The organism is Saccharothrix longispora, assembly GCF_031455225.1.
Taxonomy (GTDB): domain Bacteria; phylum Actinomycetota; class Actinomycetes; order Mycobacteriales; family Pseudonocardiaceae; genus Actinosynnema; species Actinosynnema longispora.
Map to the genome: position 1 here is coordinate 2,967,894 of NZ_JAVDSG010000001.1, position 21,618 is coordinate 2,989,511.

The 21,618-nt window shown below is 73.9% G+C and carries 17 protein-coding genes and 2 pseudogenes; 12 read left to right on the forward strand and 7 right to left on the reverse strand.

The genetic code is table 11. The features are described from left to right. Window positions 1-13: 13 nt before the first annotated feature. A complete protein-coding gene (locus J2S66_RS12035; protein WP_310307038.1) occupies window positions 14-1,198 on the reverse strand; it encodes a hypothetical protein in 1,185 nt (394 codons plus the stop codon). A gap of 389 nt (window positions 1,199-1,587) precedes the next feature. Between J2S66_RS12035 and J2S66_RS12040 the strand changes: the two genes are divergently transcribed. The 4 genes from J2S66_RS12040 (at window position 1,588) to J2S66_RS12055 (ending at window position 6,808) form a co-directional block, all read left to right on the forward strand. After that, window positions 1,588-2,052, forward strand: coding sequence for an ATP-binding protein (locus tag J2S66_RS12040; protein ID WP_310307039.1), 465 nt, complete (start codon window positions 1,588-1,590; stop codon window positions 2,050-2,052). Window positions 2,053-2,483: 431 nt separating this feature from the next. Beyond that, window positions 2,484-4,808 carry a beta-L-arabinofuranosidase domain-containing protein gene (locus tag J2S66_RS12045; RefSeq protein ID WP_310307040.1) on the forward strand — a complete coding sequence of 775 codons (2,325 nt, stop codon included), beginning with the start codon at window positions 2,484-2,486 and terminating at the stop codon, window positions 4,806-4,808. A gap of 194 nt (window positions 4,809-5,002) precedes the next feature. Continuing rightward, entirely contained in the window at window positions 5,003-6,388 is a 1,386-nt protein-coding gene (locus J2S66_RS12050) for a glycoside hydrolase family 27 protein (protein WP_310307041.1), read from the forward strand. A gap of 33 nt (window positions 6,389-6,421) precedes the next feature. Continuing rightward, a complete protein-coding gene (locus tag J2S66_RS12055) occupies window positions 6,422-6,808 on the forward strand; it encodes an RICIN domain-containing protein (RefSeq protein WP_310307042.1) in 387 nt (128 codons plus the stop codon). Between the two features lie 24 nt (window positions 6,809-6,832). Here the strand turns inward: J2S66_RS12055 and J2S66_RS12060 are convergent. Next, window positions 6,833-7,588: pseudogene (locus tag J2S66_RS12060) on the reverse strand (helix-turn-helix transcriptional regulator); the annotation flags it as partial. 126 nt (window positions 7,589-7,714) lie between these two features. On the opposite strand from J2S66_RS12060, the pseudogene J2S66_RS12065 reads away from it, so the two are divergent. Next, window positions 7,715-8,095, forward strand: a pseudogene (locus J2S66_RS12065) (RidA family protein); the annotation flags it as partial. Window positions 8,096-8,116: 21 nt separating this feature from the next. On the opposite strand, the gene J2S66_RS12070 reads toward J2S66_RS12065, so the two are convergent. Then, window positions 8,117-9,010 (reverse strand): GNAT family N-acetyltransferase, encoded by an 894-nt coding sequence (locus tag J2S66_RS12070; protein WP_310307043.1) that lies wholly within the window; start codon window positions 9,008-9,010, stop codon window positions 8,117-8,119. Between the two features lie 114 nt (window positions 9,011-9,124). Here J2S66_RS12070 and J2S66_RS12075 point away from each other — a divergent pair, with 114 nt between their 5' ends. From J2S66_RS12075 to J2S66_RS12085, 3 genes are all read left to right on the forward strand, one after another. Beyond that, on the forward strand, window positions 9,125-9,889 hold the full coding sequence (locus J2S66_RS12075; protein ID WP_310307044.1) for a maleylpyruvate isomerase family mycothiol-dependent enzyme: 765 nt from the start codon (window positions 9,125-9,127) through the stop codon (window positions 9,887-9,889). Window positions 9,890-9,965: 76 nt separating this feature from the next. Next, on the forward strand, window positions 9,966-10,151 hold the full coding sequence (locus J2S66_RS12080; protein WP_310307045.1) for a hypothetical protein: 186 nt from the start codon (window positions 9,966-9,968) through the stop codon (window positions 10,149-10,151). A gap of 417 nt (window positions 10,152-10,568) precedes the next feature. After that, a complete protein-coding gene (locus J2S66_RS12085) occupies window positions 10,569-11,189 on the forward strand; it encodes a DUF1062 domain-containing protein (RefSeq protein WP_310307046.1) in 621 nt (206 codons plus the stop codon). Window positions 11,190-11,256: 67 nt separating this feature from the next. Here J2S66_RS12085 and J2S66_RS12090 read toward each other — a convergent pair whose 3' ends face one another. Together J2S66_RS12090 and J2S66_RS12095 are read right to left on the reverse strand one after the other, a co-directional pair. Continuing rightward, window positions 11,257-11,538, reverse strand: a complete 282-nt coding sequence (locus tag J2S66_RS12090) for a DUF4287 domain-containing protein (RefSeq protein WP_310307047.1) — start codon at window positions 11,536-11,538, stop codon at window positions 11,257-11,259. A 197-nt stretch (window positions 11,539-11,735) separates the two neighbouring features. Further along, window positions 11,736-13,925, reverse strand: coding sequence for a putative bifunctional diguanylate cyclase/phosphodiesterase (locus tag J2S66_RS12095; protein ID WP_310307048.1), 2,190 nt, complete (start codon window positions 13,923-13,925; stop codon window positions 11,736-11,738). Between the two features lie 427 nt (window positions 13,926-14,352). Between J2S66_RS12095 and J2S66_RS12100 the strand changes: the two genes are divergently transcribed. From J2S66_RS12100 to J2S66_RS12115, 4 genes are all read left to right on the forward strand, one after another. After that, a complete protein-coding gene (locus tag J2S66_RS12100; protein ID WP_310307049.1) occupies window positions 14,353-14,745 on the forward strand; it encodes an ATP-binding protein in 393 nt (130 codons plus the stop codon). A 95-nt stretch (window positions 14,746-14,840) separates the two neighbouring features. Then, window positions 14,841-15,233 (forward strand): GntR family transcriptional regulator, encoded by a 393-nt coding sequence (locus J2S66_RS12105; RefSeq protein ID WP_306749979.1) that lies wholly within the window; start codon window positions 14,841-14,843, stop codon window positions 15,231-15,233. 5 nt (window positions 15,234-15,238) lie between these two features. Further along, on the forward strand, window positions 15,239-16,120 hold the full coding sequence (locus J2S66_RS12110) for an ABC transporter ATP-binding protein (protein ID WP_310314762.1): 882 nt from the start codon (window positions 15,239-15,241) through the stop codon (window positions 16,118-16,120). Continuing rightward, window positions 16,117-17,118, forward strand: a complete 1,002-nt coding sequence (locus tag J2S66_RS12115) for an ABC-2 membrane transporter-related protein (protein ID WP_310307051.1) — start codon at window positions 16,117-16,119, stop codon at window positions 17,116-17,118. The genes J2S66_RS12110 and J2S66_RS12115 overlap by 4 nt, the downstream gene beginning before the upstream one ends. A gap of 39 nt (window positions 17,119-17,157) precedes the next feature. Here J2S66_RS12115 and J2S66_RS12120 read toward each other — a convergent pair whose 3' ends face one another. Next, a complete protein-coding gene (locus tag J2S66_RS12120; protein WP_310307052.1) occupies window positions 17,158-17,463 on the reverse strand; it encodes an STAS domain-containing protein in 306 nt (101 codons plus the stop codon). Then, complete coding sequence (locus J2S66_RS12125; RefSeq protein ID WP_310307053.1) at window positions 17,463-21,599, reverse strand: SpoIIE family protein phosphatase; 4,137 nt, start codon at window positions 21,597-21,599, stop codon at window positions 17,463-17,465. The genes J2S66_RS12120 and J2S66_RS12125 overlap by 1 nt, the downstream gene beginning before the upstream one ends. Window positions 21,600-21,618: the final 19 nt, after the last annotated feature.

Below are 21,618 nucleotides of genomic sequence, written 5' to 3' on the forward strand. Positions count from 1 at the left end.
GACCGGCCGCGGGTCAGCGGCGGACCTTCGCCTCCAGGGCGCGCCGACGTGCGCTCACGTCGTCCGGGTCGTCACCGTGCACCAGCAGTTGCAGGGTGCTCTGCCGGGCGCGGTCGTCGGTGCGCGCGGTGTCGTGGCCCGAGGTGACCAGCAGACCGCCGGCCGCCAACGCCGGGCGCAACTCGGCCAGCAGATCGGCCAGGGGCGCGGCGACCAGCAGCTTCACCGACTCGGCGGGGCCGTCGAGCGCGTCGGGCCGGATCGACTGGAGCGCGAGCAGCGGGACCGACCCGCCGGTGATGCGGAAGTTCAGGTCCAGCATCACCAGCCGGCCGTCCGCGGTCTGGGCGCAGTCCAGGCTGCACAACCCCCGGTAGCCGATATCAGCGGCGCGCTGGGTGATGGCCACGCACTCGGCGAGCAGTTCGGCGGGCGGTTGGGTGACGGTGCCGAACAGCCCGCCGACGTAGACCCCGGCCTCGTCGACCCGCTGCTCGGTGACGGCGAGCAACCGGGCCACGGCGTCCGTGCCGACGTAGAGCTGGACGCCCCAGTTGCGCAGGAGGTGCAGGTACTCCTCGACCACGAACTCGTCGAGCACGTCGGCGAACAGCGGCAGCACGACCCGGTCGCCCGCCCGGTGCAGGTAGACGTCGAGGCTCGCGCCGTGCGCGTCGTCGGTGGCGGCCTTGAGCACCCACGACTCCCCCGCCGGCGCCGCCTCGGCCAGGTCGGCGCGCGACACGACTCCGCGCCGCGCCTGGAAGCGCGGCGAGACGAGCGTGCCGATGGTCGCCTTGTTGTTCAGGAGGCCCACGAGGCGCGCGGTCTTGACCGCGTCCTCGTCCGGGCACAGCGAGGTGGGCAGCGGGTACTCCATCGCGAGGAGCAGTCCGTCCAACCTCGCCTCGGTCACGCGGGCCGCGAACTCCGCCTCGGTGCGGAACTCGCGCAGGTCGGTGCCGACCGGCAGGCCGCCGTCGCGCATCTGCGCGAGCAGCGCCGGGTCCGTGCCACCGGCGCTGCAGATCAGCGGGGTGTCCGCGGCGATGGCGACCGGCCTGGCGGACAGCGCGTCGCGGGTGGTGCGGTGCCTGCTCGCCGGGACGGCGGCCTCCAACGCGGGTCGCGCCGAGACGGCGACACCGCGGCCGTACACGTCGGCGAGCGCGCGCGGGGCGCCGACGGAAGGCGACAACAGATCGGAAGTGCTGATGGGACTCCCCCTGGGAGGTGGTGGGCCGACCGGACCCGCCACCCGGGTGGCGGGTTCGGGGCACGGCGTGAGCGGTGCGGATGACGCCGGAAACGGGAACGGGGCCGGGACCAGGAGCCGTCCGCTGCCGCGCCGCGGTCACGCCTGCGGGCCGGATTCCGCGAAACCGCAGGTGAACAGCCCGGATGTGGGCTGTGTGGGACTACAGTCCCACATTTGTCCGCAGCACCCAACCGGTGATGCCCCGCCGAGGCGTCCCGGAGGCCCCGGACAGGGGTCGGTGTGAGGCGTGCGCCCGGCGATCACGGGTACCCCCGGGTGACCGCCACGTGAGAATGGTCGCCTCATCTCCGGAAGAAGGCCCCGTACCGATGCCCCCTCCCCCCGGTCCCGTCCCCGACAGGCCGTCCGCCCGGCACGGCCTGGCCGAGGGCGAGGTGTTCCTGGACACCTCGGTGCGGTTCGGGAACCTGGCCGCGGTGCGGGCCAGGATCCGCGTCCTGCTGGAGGCTTTCGGCGACGACTTCGTGCAGGACGTGCAACTCGTGTGCCACGAACTGGCCTCCAACGCCTGCGACCACGCCGACGAGCCGCACCACCTCCGGCTGCGCCGTCGCCCCCGTGACGGGTGCGACGACCTGCTCGTCGAGGTCCAGGACGCCTCCGTCGACACCGCCCCGAAGCTCGGCACGTCGACCGCCGGCCCCAACAGGGGCAACGGCATGAAGATGGTCGAGGCGCTCAGCGACGATTGGGGAGTGCGTCGGACCGACGACGCGAAGGTCGTCTGGGCCCGCCTGCGCCTGCCGGGCCAGGGCCTCCTGAACCGGGGCTAGCGGGAGGCCGGGCGCCGGTGGGGCGCGTCGGCCGGCGCGACCGTGGCCGCGCCTACCAGCCGATTCGCCGAGGCGCTTCGGAGACCGCGCCGCGAGAACGCCGTCGAACGACCGACAAGGCACAAAGAAGTCGTTGTTAACGCTAACGCTTTAACAATTACGAGGTTGCAAGCCAGTTTCCCGATTCCATAGAGCGCGAAATGTGAAGCTCTCTGACCGGCACCGCAGCACGTCCAAGTACTTGATCATTGGGACTCGTCCGCTCAGGTGAGCGATCACATCAGCCTGCACAAATCATTGACGGGCATCGTCGTCGTCGTTACCTTCGGGCCCTGCACCGATCCTTTCGAAGTGGCTACCGACCCATTCGGGTCGACCACTCGTGAACGTGGTCGCCGTCAACGACGACGATGCAGGAATGAGGTAGTCCCATGTCGTCCTCACGGTTCACCCGCCGCACGTTGTTGCAGGCCGCGGGCGTCGCCGCCGCCTCGACCGCGGCACCGGGCCTCCTCCAGGGGACCGCCGCGGCCGACGCCGTGCCGCCGGTCCGGGCCGACATCGGCGTCTCGGCCCACCCGTTCGACCTCGGCCAGGCCCGGCTGACCTCGGGCCGCTGGTTGGACAACCAGAACCGCACCCTGTCGTACCTGCGGTTCGTCGACGTCGACCGGTTGCTCTACAACTTCCGCGCCAACCACCGCCTGTCGACGAACGGCGCGGCGGCGCTGGGGGGCTGGGAGGCGCCGAACTTCCCGTTCCGCACCCACAGCCAGGGCCACTTCCTCACCGCGTGGGCGCAGGCGTGGGTCGTGCTGGGCGACACCACGTGCCGGGACAAGGCGAACCGCATGGTCGCCGAGCTGGCCAAGTGCCAGGCGAACAACGCGGCGGCCGGGTTCAACACCGGCTACCTCTCCGGGTTCCCGGAGTCGGACCTCGACGCGCTGGAGGCGGGCAGCCCGAAGGCCGTCTCGTACTACTCGCTGCACAAGACGCTGGCCGGCCTGCTGGACGTGTGGCGCCTGATCGGCAACACCCAGGCGCGCGACGTGCTGCTGCGGTTCGCGGGGTGGGTGGACTGGCGCACGAGCCGGCTGTCCTACAGCCAGATGCAGCGCGTGCTGGGCACCGAGTTCGGCGGCATGAACGCCGTGCTCGCCGACCTGTACCAGCAGACCGGCGACAGCAGGTGGCTCACCGCCGCGCAGCGCTTCGACCACGCCGCCGTGTTCGACCCGCTCGCCGCCAACCAGGACCGGCTCAACGGCCTGCACGCCAACACGCAGGTGCCCAAGTGGATCGGCGCGGCCCGGGAGTACAAGGCGACCGGCACCACCCGCTACCGCGACATCGCGCGCAACGCGTGGGCCATCACCGTGGGCGCGCACACCTACGCGATCGGCGGCAACAGCCAGGCGGAGCACTTCCGCGCCCCCAACGCCGTCGCCGCGTACCTCAACACCGACACGGCCGAGGCGTGCAACACCTACAACATGCTCAAGCTCACCCGTGAGCTGTGGCTGCTGGACCCGAACAACGCGGCCTACTTCGACTACTACGAACGCGCGCTGCTCAACCACCTGATCGGCCAGCAGAACCCGGCCGACGCCCACGGGCACTTCTGCTACTTCACCGGCCTGAACCCCGGACACCGGCGGGGCAACACCGGTCCGGCCTGGGGCGGGGGCAACTGGAGCACCGACTACACCACGTTCTGGTGCTGCCAGGGCACGGGCATCGAGACCAACACCAAGCTGGCGGACTCCGTCTACTTCCACAACGGCACCACGCTGACCGTGAACCTCTACGTGCCGTCGGTGCTGAACTGGTCGCAGCGGGGCATCACGGTCACCCAGAGCACCACCTACCCCGCGAGCGACACGACCACGCTGACCGTGACCGGCAGCGTGAGCGGGTCGTGGACGATGCGCCTGCGCATCCCGTCGTGGACCAGCGGTGCGACGATCGTCGTCAACGGCGTCGCGCAGAACGTCGCCGCCACGCCCGGCAGCTACGCGTCGCTCACCCGGTCGTGGACCTCGGGTGACGTGGTCACCCTGCGCCTGCCCATGCGGGTGGTCACGGTGCCCGCCAACGACAACCCGAACGTCGTCGCCGTCACCTACGGCCCGGCCGTCCTGGCCGGCAACTACGGCAACACCGCGCTGTCCGCGCCGCCCTCCCTCGACGTCGGCTCCATCACCCGCACCAGCGGCTCGGCACTCGCGTTCACCGCGCGGGCCAACGGCGCGACGGTCAACCTCGGCCCGTTCCACGACGCCCACGGCTTCAACTACACCGTCTACTGGAGCACCGGCGGCGGCGGCGGGAGCGGCAGCTACCGGCTGGTCAACGCGGCCAGCGGCCTGGTGCTGGGCATCCGGGACATGTCCACCGCCGACGGCGGCCTGGCCCTGCAGTGGGGGGACACCGGCACCGCCGACCACAACTGGCAGATGGTCCCCGACGGCGCCAACGTGCGCTTCCGCAACGTCCACAGCGGCAAGGTGCTCGGCGTGGAGAACATGTCCACCGCCGACAACGCCCGCGTGCTCCAGTGGGGGGACACCGGCACCGCCGACCACAAGTGGACGCTCGTCGACAACGGCGACGGCACCCACAAGATCCGCAACGTGCACAGCGGCAAGCTGCTCGCCATCCAGGGCGGCTCGACCGCCCAGGGCGCGCAGGCGGTCCAGGACTCGGACAACGGCTCGGCCGACAACCGCTGGAGGCTGGTCCGCAACGCGTGACCACGCGGGCGCGCCCGCGTGCCGCGCGGCCCACGCCGCCCGCCGGTGTCCACGGCGGGCGGCGTGCGCCCACCCGACCACGGGGAGGTGGGTGTGGACGGAACCCGAACGTCGTCCGCGCGGCGGAGGGCGCGGCGATCGTCGCCGCCGCACTGGTCGCCGCGACCCTCGTGTCCGGATCGGAGGAGCCCGCGATGGCGTGGGACAACGGGGTCGCCACGACCCCGCCGATGGGCTGGAACAGCTATGACTCCTTCAACTGGAACGTCACCGAGGCGCAGGTCAAGGCCAACGCCGACTACATGCGCGACAACCTCCGGCAGCACGGGTGGCAGTACGTCGTCGTCGACTGGGCCTGGTACCGCCCCGGCAGCGGCACCGGCCCGCCGAGCCAGGACGCGGACCTCCGCCCCAGGCTGCGCACCGACGCGAACGGCCTGCTGCTGCCCGACACCACCCGCTTCCCCTCCGCGGCGGGTGGCAACGGCTTCAAGCCGCTGGCCGACCACGTCCACGCGGGCGGTCTGAAGTTCGGCGTGCACCTGATGCGCGGCATCCCCCGCCAAGTGGTCGCGGACAACCTGCCGGTGCCGGGCACGAGCTGCCGGGCGAACAAGATCGACAACGGCACCACCGCGGCGTGGCTGAACCTGAACTGGGGCCTCGACATGGCCAACCCGTGCGCCCAGGCGTACCTGGACGCCCAGTTCCGGCTGCTCGCCTCGTGGGGCGTGGACTACGTCAAGGTCGACGACATCGCCGCGCCGACCTACCGGCAGGCCGAGGTCGAGGGCTACCGGCTGGCGATCCAGCGCAGCGGGCGGCCCATGGTGCTCAGCCTCTCCCCCGGCCCGACGTCGACCGCCAACGGCGCGCACGTCGCCGCCAACGCCACCATGTGGCGCGTCGTCAACGACCTGTGGGACGACTGGGCGGGGCTGGACGCCCTGTTCGAGCGGCTGCACGCCTGGACACCGCACCGCGGGCCCGGCGCGTGGCCCGACCCGGACATGATCCCCATCGGCCGGCTGTCCCAGCAGGGCCCGGTCGGACCACCCCGCTACTCGAACCTGACCGCCGACGAGCAGCGCACCCTGATGACCCTGTGGTCCATCACCCGCTCACCGCTGATGTGGGGTGGCGACCTCACGCAGAACCGGCCCGCCGAACTCGCGCTGATGACCAACGCCGCCGTGCTGGCCGTGGACCAGGGCAGCACGAACAACCGGCAGCTCCACTCCGGCACGCAGACGATCTGGACGGCCGACGTGCCGGGCGGCCAGGACCGGTACGTCGCGCTGTTCAACCGGGGCGGCGGCACGGCGACCGTGTCGCTCCCGCTCGCCGAACTCGGCATGGGGTCCGCGACGGCGGTCGACCTGTGGTCGGGCGCGAGCCTCGGCGCGGTGACCGGCACGCTGGCGCGTTCGCTGCCCGCGCACGGTTCCGGCCTCTACCGGCTCACCCCGCGGACCACCGCGCCGGTCCCGGTCGCGCAGACGTTCACCGCGCGGCACAGCGGCAAGGTCGCCGACGTGTTCGACGCCTCTACGGCAGAAGGCGGCGACGTGGTCCAGTGAACCCCGAACGGCCGGGCCGACCAGCACCGGCGGGTGCGCGACCAGGGCGACGGCCACGCCCGGGTGGTCGACGTCGGCAGCGGGAAGTGCCTGGACGTCAACGGCGGTTCGTCGGCCACCGCCGACGGGACCCGCGTCGTCCAGTGGACCTGCCACGGCGGCACGAACCAGCAGTGGCGGTTCGAGGACGCGCGCGGCGGGCACGTGCGACTGGTCGCGCGGCACAGCGGCAAGTGCCCGGACGTGCTCCGGGCATCGACCACCGACGGCGCGCAGCTCGTGCAGTGGACCTGCGGCGGCGGGACCGACCAGCAGTGGCTGCGGCGGGACGCCTGGGTCGCGCTCCGATCGTGGCGCGGCCGGGCGTCGGCGGCGGGGGTGTCGGCGGGGGTCCGGTGGTGGGTGGCAGGTTCGCCGTAGTGGGCGGCGATCGCGGCGGCGCGGTCGCGCCGGGTCGACCCGCACCAGCACGGCGACCTGGTCGCCGCCGGTCCGGAACCGCGTGCCGCGCTCCTGCCGGACCCGGTCCAGGTCGACCCGGTCCGGTCGCCGCGCGGGTTCGGGGAGCGCCTCGGCGGCCAGGACCCGCGACAGCCGGTAGGTGCGGTCCGCGCCGGACCTCGTGGCCGGCAGGTAACCCTGCCCGCGGGCGGTGACCAGGCCGATCGGGTCCACCGTGCGCCACTGCGGGGCCTGCCCCGCGGCCGCGTAGCGGATGCGCGGCCGGTGCCCGGCGAACACCGCGCGCCGGACCACCGCCACCGTGTCGTCGGGCACCTCCTCGGCCGGCGGCCGGCGTGAGAGGAGATCGGTCTCCGGGTCGACGGGCAACCGCTCGGCCGCGCCGGTCGCGGTGGCCCGGTAGCTCTCGGGCAGGGCGTCGACCACCTCGCGCATGGCCGAGGCGAGCGCCGCGCCGAGGCCGAACGCCTGCGCGCCGCGCCGTGATCCGGCGACCAGCAGGGCCGGCGCCTCGTCGTGGTTCAACCCGGTCAGCTCGGTCCGGAAACCGGGCAGCAGCGCGAACCCGCCGTGCCGGCCGCGTTCGGCGTACACCGGGACACCGGCCGCGGACAACGCCTCGACGTCGCGCAGCACGGTGCGGGTGGACACCTCCAGCTCGCGGGCCGGCGCGGTCGCGGACAGCCGACCGTGCCGGCGCGGCAGGAGCACCAGCGAGACCAACCGGTCGGCGCGCACGCGGAGAAGCCACCGGAATGCACGACACAGGCTGTCGTGATTCGTAGGGAGGCTTCCGGCAAACATCAACACGAGCGGCTGCCGAGCCGACGGGCGTGCTGTCGATCGAAGGGAGCTGGTGTGGCTGTGGAGCGTACGGCGGTCAACCCGTGGACGTGGTCGGTGGCGATGGGGTACGACCAGGGCGAGGTCGTCTCCGGGGCCACCCGGACCCTGTACTGCTCCGGGCAGACCGCGATGAGCGGCGAGGGCGAACCCCTGCACGCCGATGACCTGGCGGCGCAGTTGGCGCTGAGCCTCGACAACCTGGAGGCCGTCCTCGGCGAGGCGGGCATGTCCCTCGCGAACCTGGTGCGGCTCACCGTCTTCACCACCGACGTCGACCTGCTGTTCCGGCACTACGGCGTGCCGGCGTCGCGGTTGGGCGCCGCCGGGGTGGCGCCGACCACGACGATGCTCGGGGTGACGGGGCCGGCGATCCCGGGCCTGGTCGTAGAACTGGAGGGACCGCCGTCGCGTGACCCGGCCTCAGGGCTCCTCGGAGGTGCGCCGGTCGACCGCCGGGCGGACCCGGTCCCGGACCTCGGGGAGTGGACGGAAGCCCGCCGACGCGTAGGTGGCGACGGCGCCCGCGTTGGAACCCGGCGTGCAGACGACGGCGCTCGACGAGCCGAGTCCCCGCAGGGCCGCGGCAGCGGCCACGGTGATCGCCCTGCCGTGGCCGCGACCGCGGTGGTCCCGGTGCACGCCCATCGGTTCGAGCAGCCCCGGCCGGCCCGGACCGGCGGACCACACGGTCACCGCCGCCACGGCGTCGCCCCGCTCGTCGTGCGCGACCAGGCACCGGGCGTCGGCGTACGGCGCCCCGGCCGCCATCGCGCGCCACCGCCCGTCGGTGAACGTCGACCCGTCGAACGACGCCCGCTGCACGGCGGCCCGCACGTGCGCCCGCCCCGGCCCGATCACCTCGATCCGCGCACCGGGGTCCTCCACCGGCTCCGCCAGGTCCCGGCGCAGCGGCGTCCACGGCTCGTCCACACCCCAGCCGCCCTCGGACAGCAGGTCGTGCAGCAGCGCGTCCACCGGCGCCTCGACGCGCGCCCCGCCCGCCGGCAGCACGCCGCGCTCCGGCCGGGTCACGTCCTCCGCCAACCGCCGCGCCAGCTCCTCGTCCCGCCGGGCGTCCGGCGCGGTCGTCAGGCGCAGCAACCCGGGACCGTCCAGCAGCCCGACGGCGAGGACCCGTCCGCCCCTGCTCCACGTCCGCACCGCCGCGGCCGTCGCCTCCGCGCCGAACCGCCGGAACCAGCCCAGGTCGCCGGGGTGCAGCTGCACCGGCGCACCGTCGTGCTGCCACTCCCGCAGCACGCCCGCCGTCTCGTCCACCCCGTCGACGCCCGGTGTGCGCGTCATGATCGCCATGCCCCGATGACACACCACCGCGCCGGCCGCCCGCACCCGGTTTCCGAACCGGGGCGCGCTCCGGTTCGGGGATAATCGCTGTTCCGCCGCGGAACGAGGTGGTACACAGCCGCGGTGGAAGAGACCTTGGCGTTCCCCGACCTGCTGCGGCTGATCGACGAGCGGTCGATCGCGTTCCGGGCCGCGGTGGACTCCGCGCCCACCCTCGACGCGCAGGTGCCGACCTGCCCCGAGTGGACGCTGTTCGACCTGGTGCGGCACATCGGAGAGGGGCGCCGCACCTGGGCCGCCACCGTCGCCGCGGGACCCGCCGACGCCCCCGCGCCCGCGCCGGCGGGCACCGCGCCCCGGGAGCGCGACGCCGTGTCGGCCTGGTTGGCCGAATCGACGGGGCTGCTGGTCGACGCGCTGCGGGAAGCCGGTCCGGACCGCGGTTGCTGGACGTGGTGGGGCGACTCGCAGTCGCCGCGGACCTGCGGCGCCGTCGCCCGGCACCAGCTCCAGCAGATGGTGGTGCACACCTACGACGCCCAGGTCACCGCGGGCGTCCCGGAGCCGCTGCCGGTCGAGGCGGCGCTCGACGGCGTCGACGAGTTCCTCACCACCTGCTGCGCGACGACGGCCCCCTGGCCGCACGAACCCGCCACCGTGGACTACCACGCCACCGAGGGCCGTTCCTGGCGCCTGTGGCTCTCCGCCGACGGCGCGCGGACCGCTCCCCTCCGCACGCCGGGCGAGGGCGCGGTCGACGCCTCGCTGCGGGGGACGGCCGGCGAGCTGGTCCTGGCCCTGTACGGCCGCATCCCGGTCGACTCCCTGGGGCTCGACGGCGACGGGCGCCTGTTCGACCTGCTCATGGCCTGGGACCCGACCCAGTAGGACGCGCGCCGACCGCCCTATGCCCCACCGGGGAAGGCCCGGTGGGGCATAGGGTCGTGGAGCGGAGGTGAGGTCGGTGGCAGAGGCCGGTGGGGGTCCCGCCGAGGTGTCGCGGCACGACCGCGGCGACGGCGGCGACCCGGTGTGCTGGTTGTCCCGGGTGTGCCCGGAGTGCGGCTTCCTGGCCGACGGCGAACCGGCCCCGGTGTGCCCGCGGTGCGGTGCGGCGGCGGCCGAGGACGGGAGTGGTGACCCGCGATGACCTCCACGGCGGTGGTCGTCGCGGCGGCCCCGGTGCCGGGCGTGGCGGCCCTCGCCTCGGGCTGAGCGCAGGGAGCGGCGGCTCCCGGAAAATCCGTTGCCGGTGGTCCCCCGGTCGAACATCATGGCGGCCATGTACCGGTAGGCAGTGGCGCACGTGCGGGACGAGGACGGGTCGGAGTCGCTTCCCCGTCCCTCCCCGGCGTGCCTCCCGAAGCCCGCGCCTCGTGACGAGCGCGGGTTTCCGTCACACGACGTGATGTGCCACGTCGTGCCGGCCGGTGTGCTCCGCTCTCGCGGCACCGGCCGTACGCCACTGTTCCGAGAGGCGGTCCGCGGCGCGCGGAAGCGCTGCCCGCCGCCGCCTCCGCATACCCGGGGGTCGACCCGAGCCGTGAGTGAACTCCGCAGTACCCGTGTGCCCGTCGAGGTCGGCGGCATCGACCGGAAAGCGCTGTGGGTGGTCAGGGAGCTGGGCCTGCCCACCATCGTCAAGGCGTGCGCGTCGTGCGGGTCCACCCGTCACCACCCCACCGGGAAGTTCCGGGTGAACGCCAACGGCAAGCTCCTCGACGTCTGGCTGCTGATCCGCTGCGAGCTGTGCGGGCGCACGTCGAAGGTCCCCGTCCACGAGCGCGTCCGCGTGCGGTCGCTCGACCACGAGCGGCTGCTGGCGTTCGAGGGCAACGACCCGGCGATGGTGCGGCGGCTGACCGCGGACGCGGCGTTCGCCGGCCGGGCCGGGCACCGGCTCGACTGGAGCGGCACGTGGGAACTGGAGACCGACGTGCCGTTCTACGAGTTCGGACCCGACGACCCGACGCCGCTGGAGGTCGTCGTCAGGTTCGAACTCCCGGTGCCCGTGCGGGTCGGGAAGCTGCTGACGGCCGGGTTCGGCCTGAGCCGGTCCGCCGTGCGGGACGCGGTCGCTTCCGGCCGCATCCGCCTGCCCCTGGCCGTGGACGCGAAGGCCCGCGAGGACTTCACCCTCTTCGTCACCGCGCCTCCTCCGCGCGAGGGGGCCGGAGGTCGGGAGTAGGGCTTCCCGCCAGTCGTCCCGCGTCGCGTGCGTCCCCCGGGGCGGGCGCGGCGCGGGCGCTCGGCCGTCAGCGGTTGGCGATGCCGTCCACGCGCAGCGTCGCCGACTCGTCCCGGTGGCTGCCGGCGCCGCCGACGTGCTTGTCGCCGATCCCGGTGCCGTTCTTGAGCACGTGGTACAGCGCCATCCCGTGCCCGCGCCCCAGGTCGTAGTCCGCCTTGAGCCAGTCGAGGACCACCCCGGCCTTCGTGCCCGCGCCGTAGCCGCGTGCACCGGCCTCGGCCAGCAGCTCGGCCGGGGTCTTGCCGGTCTTCCTCTCGATGGTGTCGAGGTAGGCCTGGAAGGACACGGCGGTCTCCGCTCGTCGGGGTCGGGGTGTTCGAGGTCGGGGACAGCTTATGACAACTTTTCCTGTCATGACAACTTCTTCATTCGGCAGGACGGCGGGCCGCGGTGATCGGTTCGACCGTCCGACTCGGCTCCGCACCTCGACCACGACGACTACGCGGGCCCGGTCTCCGCCGCGCAGGCGCGCTCGTCCCGCGCTCACGTCGAGGGCAGCCCCTGGGGCTCGGTCAGCAGGCCGGGGCGCCAGTTCTCCGGCAGGTCGGGCCTGCCGAACAGGTACCCCTGGAGGTAGCCGCACCCCGCGTCGCGCAGCCAGCGCGCCTGGTCCGGGGTCTCGACGCCCTCGGCCACCGTGCGCGCGCCCAGCACCGCGGCCAGGTCGATGATGCACCGCACCACGCCCTCGGTCCGGTCGTCCTCGCCGAGGCCGTCCGTGAACGACTTGTCGATCTTCACCAGGTCGAACGGGTAGCGGCGCAGGTAGTTCAGCGACGAGTACCCCGTGCCGAAGTCGTCCAGGGCGATGCGCACGCCCAGGTCCCGGACGTCCATCAGCACCCGCATGGCCGCCTCGTCGGCCCACACCGACTCGGTGACCTCCACGGTGAGCAGGCCGGCCTCCAGTCCCGTCGTGGTCAGCAGTTCGTCGACCTGGCGGGGGAAGGCCTCCCCCGCCAACTGCCACGGCGAGACGTTGACCGCGACCCCCAGCGGGTGACCGCCGCGCTGCCAGCGCACCGCCTGGCCGCACGCGCTGCGCAGCACGTGGGCGCCGAGCGGCACGATGAGGCCGGTCTCCTCCGCCAGGCCGATGAACCTGTCCGGACCGAGCAGCCCGCGACCCGGGTGCCGCCACCGCACCAGGGCCTCGGCGTGCGTGGTGCGCGCCTCGGCCAGGTCGATGATCGGCTGGTAGTGGAGCACCAGCTCCTCGTTGGTCAGGGCGGCGCGCAGGTCGGCCTGGTCGCGCTGCCGGGCCGCGACGTCCTCGCCCATGGCCCGCTCGAACAGCCTGGCCCTTCCACCGCCCTCGCGCTTGGCGACGTACATGGCCACGTCCGCGTCGCGCAGCAGGTCCTCCGACGTCCGGCCGGTGCCGGCCCGCCCCGGCACGGCGATGCCGATGCTCGCGCGGATGGCGCGACCGCCGGGCCCGGCCAGCGCGGCCAGCACCCGCTCGGCCGGCGGCACGCCGTCGTCGCCGTCGCCGGGAAGCGCCGTCAGCACGGCGAACTCGTCACCGCCGAGGCGGGCGACCACGTCGTCGGGACCGGTCGCCGACCGCAGGAGCCCGGCGGCCTCGACGAGGCGCCGGTCGCCGGCCTGGTGCCCGGCGGTGTCGTTGACCTCCTTGAAGCGGTCCAGGTCGACGAGCAGGAGGGCGACCCGGGCGCCGGCGGCCAGGGCGCGGTCCACCAGGCCGAGGAAGTGGCGGCGCCCGAACAGCCCCGTCAGCTCGTCGCGCTCGGAGCGCTCGCGGAGCGCGTCCTCCAGCGCGCGGCGGGCCGTGACGTCCACGACCGCGACCACGACGCGACCGGGCCGCGAGTCGTCCCCGACACCGGTGGGGTGCAGCGTGAGGGCCGTGGCGCCGCCGGCCCGGTCGACGCGCAGCTCGACCGGTTCCTCCCCCGCCCGGGCGCACCCGACGGGGCAGCCGGTGATGTCCTGGCCGTGCGGGCACGGCACGGTCCCCGGCGAGGCCCAGCCGAGCAACTCGGCCACGCGGTCGTTGAACAGCTCCGGTCGCCCGTCGCCGTCGAGCAGCGCGAGGCCGACCGGGCTGGCGCGCACGACGGCCTCCGTGGTGCGGTGCGCGTCGTCGGCGTGCCGGCGCGCCGCTTCGGCCAGGTGGGCGGCGCGCGCCGTCTCGTGCAGGGCCGCGGTCCCGATGAGCAGGCCGAGCAGCGGCATGAGCGCCGGGGCCAGCAGCTCCGGTCCGAGCGGGGCCGCGTGCCGGGCGTCGAGCACGACGGACGCGCCGAACCCGAGCAGGTACCCGAGCACCGGGCACGTGGCCTTCGCCGGGAAGCGGCCGGCGCCGTCCAGCAGGGCGCGGCGGACGGTGACGCCGAACAGGAAACCCAGCACCGGCTGCGGACCCGGCAGCACGAGCACACCGGTCACGACGATGGCGGCTTCCGCGAACGCGGTGCCCCAGCCGTCCTCCTCCGGCCACAGCAGCCACCCGCCCAGGACGAGCGCCACGGCGACCGACGCGACACCGCCGGCGACTCCACCGGCCTGCGCGAGCCGCACCGCGAACACGACTCCGCCGATCCAGGCGAACGCGGTCGTCAGGCGCCGCACCCGGCGGAGGCCGCGGTCGTGCGGCACACCCGGCGGTCCGTCGACGGGCGTGACGGCCGAGTGGGCAGAAGTGGTCACGTCCCTCCCCGGCGACGACGTGATCGACCGCGGTCCCGGATCGACGCGGACCCGCTGAGCGGTTCGTCCCGCGCGCTCCGACCGCCGCCGAAGCCTAGTGGACCGGCGACCGCCACAACCACTTCCAACGAGGAATATGCACATTCATCGGGGACGAATGCGGCCGGCACCGTGCCGACCGGGACGGTGCCGGCGACACCCGCCGAACCGCACTCCCCACGGGCGCCGGGTCGGCACGGCGTCCCCCCGGACCGTCGCCTGTCCTGCGCCGCACGCGAGGCGGCCTTCCCCGTCCCCGTCCGACCCCGCCCCGTCACCGCAACCCCCGGGCGGGTGACGGCGGCGTCCGGGAATTCCGCGACTGTGGGAACCTGACCCCCACGCCTTGAGACCACAGGGTGTGTTTCATGCTGGAAAGGCACGGTTTGTGGACGTCGTCGAGCCGCCCTGTGACCACATCGACCTGGACCGGGAGGGCGGGTTCCCGCTGCACCGGGCGCGGCGGTGGATCACCGGCAGCTTCCCCGATGTGAGCCCGGAACGGCTCTCGACCCTGCTGCTGGTGGCCGACGCGTTGCTGGCCAACGCGTTCGAGCACGCCGCCGGGCCGCGCAGGGTCCGGTTGCTCCGCTCGCCCGACCGGGCGCTGGTGCGTGTCGCGGTCGACGACGCCAGTCCCCACCTGCTGCCGGTGCTGGGGAGGCCGGGTGCCGCGGACCCGCGGCACCGGGGTCTGCTGCTGGTCAACCGGTTGTCCTCGCTGTGGGGCGTGACGCCCCGGGTCGACCACAAGACCGTGTGGGCAGAGGTCGTGGTGTAGCTCCCACACCCCCCGATCGCTCGGCGACCGACGCCGATTGCTCCATAAGCAGCTATGTGCCTATAGTGCTAGGACCATAGTTAAATGGAGGAAGTGTGATCGAGTTCCACCTGGACAGCGGGTCCGGCCTGTCGCCGTACCAGCAGGTGGTCCAGCAGGTCCGCCACGCACTGCGGCTCGGCCTGCTGCGCGAGGGCGACCAACTGCCGAAGGTCAAGGACGTCGTGGCGCAGTTGGCCATCAACCCCAACACGGTGCTCAAGGCGTACCGGGAGTTGGAGCACGCCGGCCTGGTCGCGGCCCGTCCGGGGGTGGGCACCTTCGTCTCGGCGACCCTGCCCGGCGTGGCGCCGGGGGTGCTCGGCCCGCTGAGCCGGGACCTGCGGCGCTGGATCGCCAAGGCCCGCCTGGCCGGGCTGGACGACGAGGGCATCGAGGCCCTGATCACCACGACCCTCCGGACCACGGCGACGGAGGAGACCGCGTGACCGCGATGCTGCGAGCCCGGGGGCTGGGCAAGAGGTACCGGCGGCGCCAGGCCCTGACGGACTGCACGCTGGACATCCCGGCGGGCCGCGTCGTCGGCCTCGTCGGTCCCAACGGCGCCGGCAAGTCCACCCTGCTCAACCTCGCGGCCGGCATGAGCAGCCCCACCACCGGAGAGATCGAGGTGTGCGGCGGACGGCCCGGCAGCGGACCGGAACAGCTGGCCAAGGTCGGCTTCGTCGCCCAGGACACCCCCACCTACGCGAACCTGACCGTCGCCGAGCACCTGCGCCTCGGCGCCCGGCTCAACCCCGGCTGGGACGCCGACCTCGCCCGTCGACGCGTCGAGCACCTCGGCCTCGACCCCGCGCAGCGGGCGGGACGGCTCTCCGGGGGTCAGCGGGCGCAGCTCGCCCTGACCATCGGCATCGCCAAGCGCCCCGACGTGCTGCTGCTCGACGAACCGGTCGCCGCGCTCGACCCGCTGGCCCGGCGCGGGTTCCTCCAGGACCTGATGGAAACGGTCGCCGAGCACGGGGTGGGCGTCGTCCTCTCGTCACACCTGATCACCGACGTCGAACGGGTCTGCGACCACCTCGTCACCCTCGTCGACTCCCGCGTGGTCCTCGCCGGGGAGATCGACGACCTGGTCGCCACCCACCACCGGCTCACCGGACCGCGCCGCGATCCCGCGACGCTGCCCGCCGACCAGCACGTCGTCGCCGCGAGCCACACCGACCGGCAGACCACGCTGCTCGTGCGCACGGAGTCGCCGATCCTCGACCCGTCCTGGACGGTGGGCGCGGTCGGCCTCGAAGACATCGTCCTCGCCTACCTGGAGTCGCCCTCCGCCGCGACGTCCCGCCCCGCCCTGGAGGTCCTCCGGTGACCTGGTTGACGCTGCGCCAGTTCCGCCTGTCCGCCCTCGCCGTCGCCGCCCTGCTGGTCGCCCTCGCCGCCGTGCTGCTGGCCGTCGGCAGGCCGGTGGTCCTGGCGACGGGCCCGGGACTGTCCGCGGATGACAGCACCTACTACTACCTGGGCATGGTCGCCCTCCACGTGTTCCCCGCCATCATCGGCGCGTTCTGGGGAGCGCCCCTGATCAGCCGCGAGGTGGAGAACGGCACCCACCGCCTGGTGTGGAACCAGGGCGTCACCCGCACCCGCTGGCTGCTCGCCAAGACCGGCCTGACGGCCCTGGCGGCGGTGGTCGCCACCGGGCTGCTCAGCCTGCTCGTCACGTGGTGGGCGAGCCCCGTGGACGCCATCGCCACCGAGAACGGCCCCGCCGCCCTCCCGATCGAACCCATGATCTTCGGAGCCCGGGGCGTCGTCCCGGTGGCCTACGCCGTCTTCGCCTTCACCCTGGGTGTCGCCGCGAGCGCCCTGCTGCGCCGCACGGTCCCGGCCATGGCGGTCACGCTCGTGCTCTTCACCGTCTTCCAGGTCACGGCCCTGAACCTGGTCCGCCCCGAACTGCTGCCGCCGGAGCAGCAGCTCCGGCAGTTCTCCCCGCACGACACGACCCTCTACCTCGCCGGCGGCGACGCCCCGCTGGAACTCCTCGCCCCGGCTCCCGAGCACTCCTGGGTGCTGGGGCAGCAGACCCTCGACCGGGCGGGCAACCCGACCGCCGTGCCCGCGTGGTTCCTCGACTGCCTGTTCCCGGGCGGCCTCGGCAACCCCACCCCGCCGCCGGCGGACCACCGCGAGAAGCAGGAGGCGTGCTACGGCCGCCTGGCCGGCGAGGGGTACCAGCAGCGCGTCACCCACCAGCCGAACAGCCGCTTCTGGAGTCTCCAGTGGGCCGAGACGGCGCTCTACCTGGCACTGGCAGGCCTGCTGACGTGGTTCGCGCTGCACTGGACCCGCCGCCGCATCAGCTGAGCCACCCGGGACCACCCGACGGCGTGCGCGCCCCCGCCGCTACCGGTCCCCGGCGTCCTGGCGCGTGCGCACGGTGGCCACGGTCGCGAGCCCCGAGATCGTGACGACCGGCTCCAGGAGCGGGGCGACGACCAGTTCGAGGCGGTCGGCGCGGGCGAACAGGGCGTTCAGCCCTGCGCTGTCCAGGTACTCGACCTCGGTGAGGTCCACCACGAGCCGGTCCGGCACGTCGTCCAGCGCGGCGGCGAAGGCGTGGGCGTTGCTCGCGTCGATCTCGCCCACGGCCTTGAGGACCGCGGTCCCGTCCGGGTTCCGACCGGTGGTCAGGGTGAGGGGTGTGGTCATCACGAGATCCTCAGGTGCATGTCGACGGTGGTGCCCGCGGGGCCCGGGGTGATGGTCACGCGCTGCATGAGCGCGCGCATCAGGGCGACGCCCCGACCTCGGTGCTGGTTGAGCTCGGGTCGGGGTGTCTTCCAGCGGCCGGTGTCGGTCACGCTCAGGTAGAGGTCGCCGACGAGGGCCTCGGCGCGGAGTCGGACCGGGTGGTGCGGGGTGTCGCGGTGCCCGTGCTCGACGGCGTTGGCGCAGGCCTCGCCCGCGGCGATCAGCACGCTCTGCACGGTGTGCGGCGGCAGGCCGCACTGGTTCAGCCAGCCGCGCAGGGACTTGCGGACCGGCGCGAGCTGGGCCGCCTCGGCCGGGAAGGAGAGCTCCAGCGGGGCGGGGTGGCGGTAGAGCAGGAGCGCGACGTCGTCGTCGTAGCCGTCGGCGGGCGCCAGCCGGGTCATCACCTGGGTGGCGAGGTCGTCGAGGGCGGTGTCGCGGCCCTCCTGGACGGCCTCCCCGGCTTGGTCGATACCCGCGGTCAGCGGGCGGCGGCGGCGTTCGACGAGCCCGTCGGTGTACATCAGCAGGGTGGCGCGCGGCGGCAGGGTGCACTCCGCCTCCGGCCGCCGGGCGCCGGGGCGCACGGCCAGCGGGGTCGAGCCGCCGTCCTCCAGCAGCCGGGTGGTCCCGTCGGGGTGGGCGAGGATGGCGGGCGGGTGACCCGCGCGGGAGTAGACCAGGCGCCCGGTCCCGGGGTCGAGGACGCCGCAGAAGACGGTGGTGCACACCGCGCCGGGCACGCCCGCGGCGAAGTGGTCCAAGGCCATGAGGGTGCGGGCCGGACCGACGTCCTGGAGGAGCAGCGCGCGGCAGGCACTGCGCAGTTGCCCCATGACCGCGGCGGCTTCCAGGCCGCGGCCGACGCAGTCGCCGACGACGATGCCGATGCGGCCGTCGGGCAGCAGGACGGTGTCGTACCAGTCGCCGCCGACCTCCAGCGGGCGCGCCGCGGGCTCGTAGCGGACCGCGAAGCCCTCGGGCAGGCTGGCCGGGCCGAGGATCGCGCGCTGCAGCGCGATGGCGGTCTCGCGCTGCTGGTCGATCTGGTGGGCGCGGGTCAGGCCCTGGGCGAGGTGCCCCGCCAGCAGCGACAGCAGGAGCCTGTCCTCGTCGGTGAAGGGGCGGCGGGGGTCGAGGTCGAGCCAGAGCACCATGGTGCCCTCGGGGTGCTCCATGGTGATGCCGGTGCCCGTGGGCCCCAGACCGGTCTGGCTCAGCGCGGGGCGCTCGCGCAGCGCGCCGAGCGCCGCGCGGTGCCGCTCGGCGAGCCCGTCCCAGCCCAGGCCGGCCTCGGTGCTGGTCAGCGCGGGCGCGTTCCGCTCGGTGAAGACGGCGGCGAGGACCCGGCGGGCGCGCCACAGGTCCTTGAACTCGGTCAGCGCCCCGGACAGCGCCTCGGGGAGGCTGGTGGCCTGCGACAGGCGCACGCTGAGCGCGGCCAGGGCGGTGTCGCGCTGGATGGCGTAGTGCTCGGCGGTGACGTCGCGGAACGTGCCCACGATCACGGCGCGGCCGGTGTCGGGGTCCTGGACCTGGTTGAACGTGGCGCTGACCCACAGCCGGTGGCCGTCCCGGTGGGTCACCGGGATGGTGTAGCTCCCCTGGCTGTTGCCGAGCAGGGTGGCGAACGCCTCGGCGACCTGCCGGTGCGCCCCCGCGTCGGCGTCGGGCCACCAGGGGTGCTCCGGCGCGTAGGGCAGGCCCTCGGGGCCGTAGCCGAGGATGTCGGTGAACGCGGTGTTGATCTCGACGACGGCGCCGTCCTCGTCGCAGACGAAGAACGCCTCCTGGAGCGAGTCGATCAGCGCGGTGCGCCAGCGGGCGTGGTGGTTGCGCAGGCGGGACAGCTCCACGTTCGCCCGCACGCGCGCCAGCAGCTCGCCGGCGGCGAACGGCTTGACCAGGTAGTCGTCGGCGCCGGCCCGGAGCCCCTCGATGGACGCCTCCTGCCCTGCGCGAGCGGACAGCAGCAGCACCGGCACCGCCGCCGTGCGCGGGTCGTTGCGCAGCGCGCCCACCAGCGACAGGCCGTCCAGGCGGGGCATCATCACGTCGCTGACGAGCAGGTCGGGCTGCCGGACGCGGACCGCTTCCAGCGCCTCCACCCCGTCGGTGACGCCGTGGACCGCGTAACCGGCATCGGTGAGGAGCCGGGTGAGGTAGTCGCGCATGTCGGCGTTGTCGTCGGCGACCACGACCGTCGCCGGTGCCGCGGGACCGGACGCCGGCGTCGCGCCGGTCGCCTGGACGTCGGGCCGCGCACCGGGCAGCCAGCGCAGGGCTTCCTGCACGTACGGGTCGATGGCGCCGGTCGCCGCGGCGGAGCCGGCGGGGGCCAGGGCGTCGGCGGGCAGGTGGTCGACGCCGAAGGGCACGCGGATGGTGAAGGTCGTGCCCTCCCCCTCGGCGCTGTCCGCCGTGATCGTGCCGCCGTGCAGGCCGACCAGTTCCCGCACCAGCGCCAAGCCGATACCGCTGCCCTCGTTGGAACGGGAGCGGGCGTTCTCGATGCGGTGGAACCGCTCGAACAGCCGGGGCATCTCCCGGGCCGGGACGCCGACGCCGGTGTCGACGACGGTCACCACGGCCTCGCGGCCCTCGGCGCGCGCGGAGACGCCGACCGAGCCGTCGAAGGTGAACTTCAGCGCGTTGCTGAGCAGGTTGAGGACGACCTTCTCCCACATGCCGCGGTCGATGTGCACGGGTTCGGGCAGCGGCGGGCAGTCGACCTCCAGGGCCAGGCCGGCCTTCTCCACCGCGGAGCGGAACACGCTGGCCAGCTCGGCGGTGACGGCCGACAGGTCGACCGGCTCGTAGTTCGCCTGCATCCGACCGGCCTCGATGCGGGAGAAGTCCAGCAGGGTGTTGACCAGTTTGCCCAGCCGCAGCGCGTTGCGGTGGACGACCTCCAGTTCCCCGCCCGCGCGGGGGTCGGACTGCGCCAACCGGTCGCGCAGCTCCGCCACCGGACCCATGATCAGGGTGAGCGGGGTGCGGAACTCGTGGCTGATGTTGGAGAAGAACGCGGTCTTGGCACGGTCCAGCTCGGCCAGCTCCTCGGCCCGCCGCTGCTGCGCCTCGTAGCTGCGGGCGCTGGCGATGCCCGCCGCGACGTGCCCGGCGACCAGGGCGAGAAAGCCCCGGTAGCCCTCGTCCAGCGGCCGGTACCGGTTGAGCCCGACCACCACGAAACCGTAGGGCGTGCCGCCCTGCTGCTGGAGGGGCACCACCAGCGCCTGCACCGGCGGCGCCGGCCAGTCGCCGCCCGGCAGCCCGGTGAACGGCTCGCCGTCGAGCTCCACCAGCGCGGTGTCCCCCGCGGCGGGTGCCCGCACCGGCCACACCGCGCCCTCGTCGTCGGCGGGCAGGGTCCCCGGTGCCATCGGGTGGTCGGCGACGACGCCGGTCGTGCCCGCCAGCCGCGCCGAGCCGTCGTCCTGGAACAGGTAGGTCAGGGTGAACGGCAGGTCGCGCAGGTTGCGCTCCAGCTGCCGGCAGGAGAAGGCCAGCGTCTCCTGCTCGGTGCGCACCACGCTGGGGTCGGAGCCCAGGTCGCGCAGCGTCGCCATCCGCCGCTCGCCGATGATCCGCTCGGTGTCCTCGCTGACCACGCACAGCATGCCGACCACCGCGCCGGAGTCGTCGCGCAGCGGGCTGTAGGAGAACGTGTGGTAGCTCTCCTCCGGGTAGCCGGAGCGCTCCACGAACAGCAGCAGCGCCTCGTCCCAGGTCGCCTTCCCGGTGGCCAGGACGGTGTCGATGCGCGGTCCGATGTCGTCCCAGATCTCCGCCCACACCTCCCGGGCGGGGCGGCCCAGCGCCCACGGGTACTTCCGGCCGAGCGTGTCGCGCCGGTAGGCGTCGTTGCAGAAGAACGTCAGCTCCGGTCCCCAGGCCATCCACATGGAGAACCGGGAGGACAGCAGGATGCTCACCGCCGTGCGCAGGCTCTGCGGCCAGTCCGCGGGCGGCCCCAGCGGGGTCGCGGCCCAGTCGATCGAGGCCAGGTCGCCACCGACGCCCTCGTCCGCGGTGAACACGTCGAACCCCAACGCCGTCGGCTCGCGCCCGGCGTCGTCGGAACCTGCCACTGGGGATTCCCTTCACGCA

What these genes read in the sequence shown, in the direction of transcription:
- J2S66_RS12070 (WP_310307043.1), bottom strand. Translation starts at nt 9,010, where the DNA reads ATGGCGATCATGACGCGCACACCGGGCGTCGACGGGGTGGACGAGACG.
- J2S66_RS12120 (WP_310307052.1), bottom strand. Translation starts at nt 17,463, where the DNA reads ATGACCACACCCCTCACCCTGACCACCGGTCGGAACCCGGACGGGACC.
- J2S66_RS12110 (WP_310314762.1), top strand. Translation starts at nt 15,239, where the DNA reads ATGCTGCGAGCCCGGGGGCTGGGCAAGAGGTACCGGCGGCGCCAGGCC.
- J2S66_RS12040 (WP_310307039.1), top strand. Translation starts at nt 1,588, where the DNA reads ATGCCCCCTCCCCCCGGTCCCGTCCCCGACAGGCCGTCCGCCCGGCAC.
- J2S66_RS12045 (WP_310307040.1), top strand. Translation starts at nt 2,484, where the DNA reads ATGTCGTCCTCACGGTTCACCCGCCGCACGTTGTTGCAGGCCGCGGGC.
- J2S66_RS12050 (WP_310307041.1), top strand. Translation starts at nt 5,003, where the DNA reads ATGGCGTGGGACAACGGGGTCGCCACGACCCCGCCGATGGGCTGGAAC.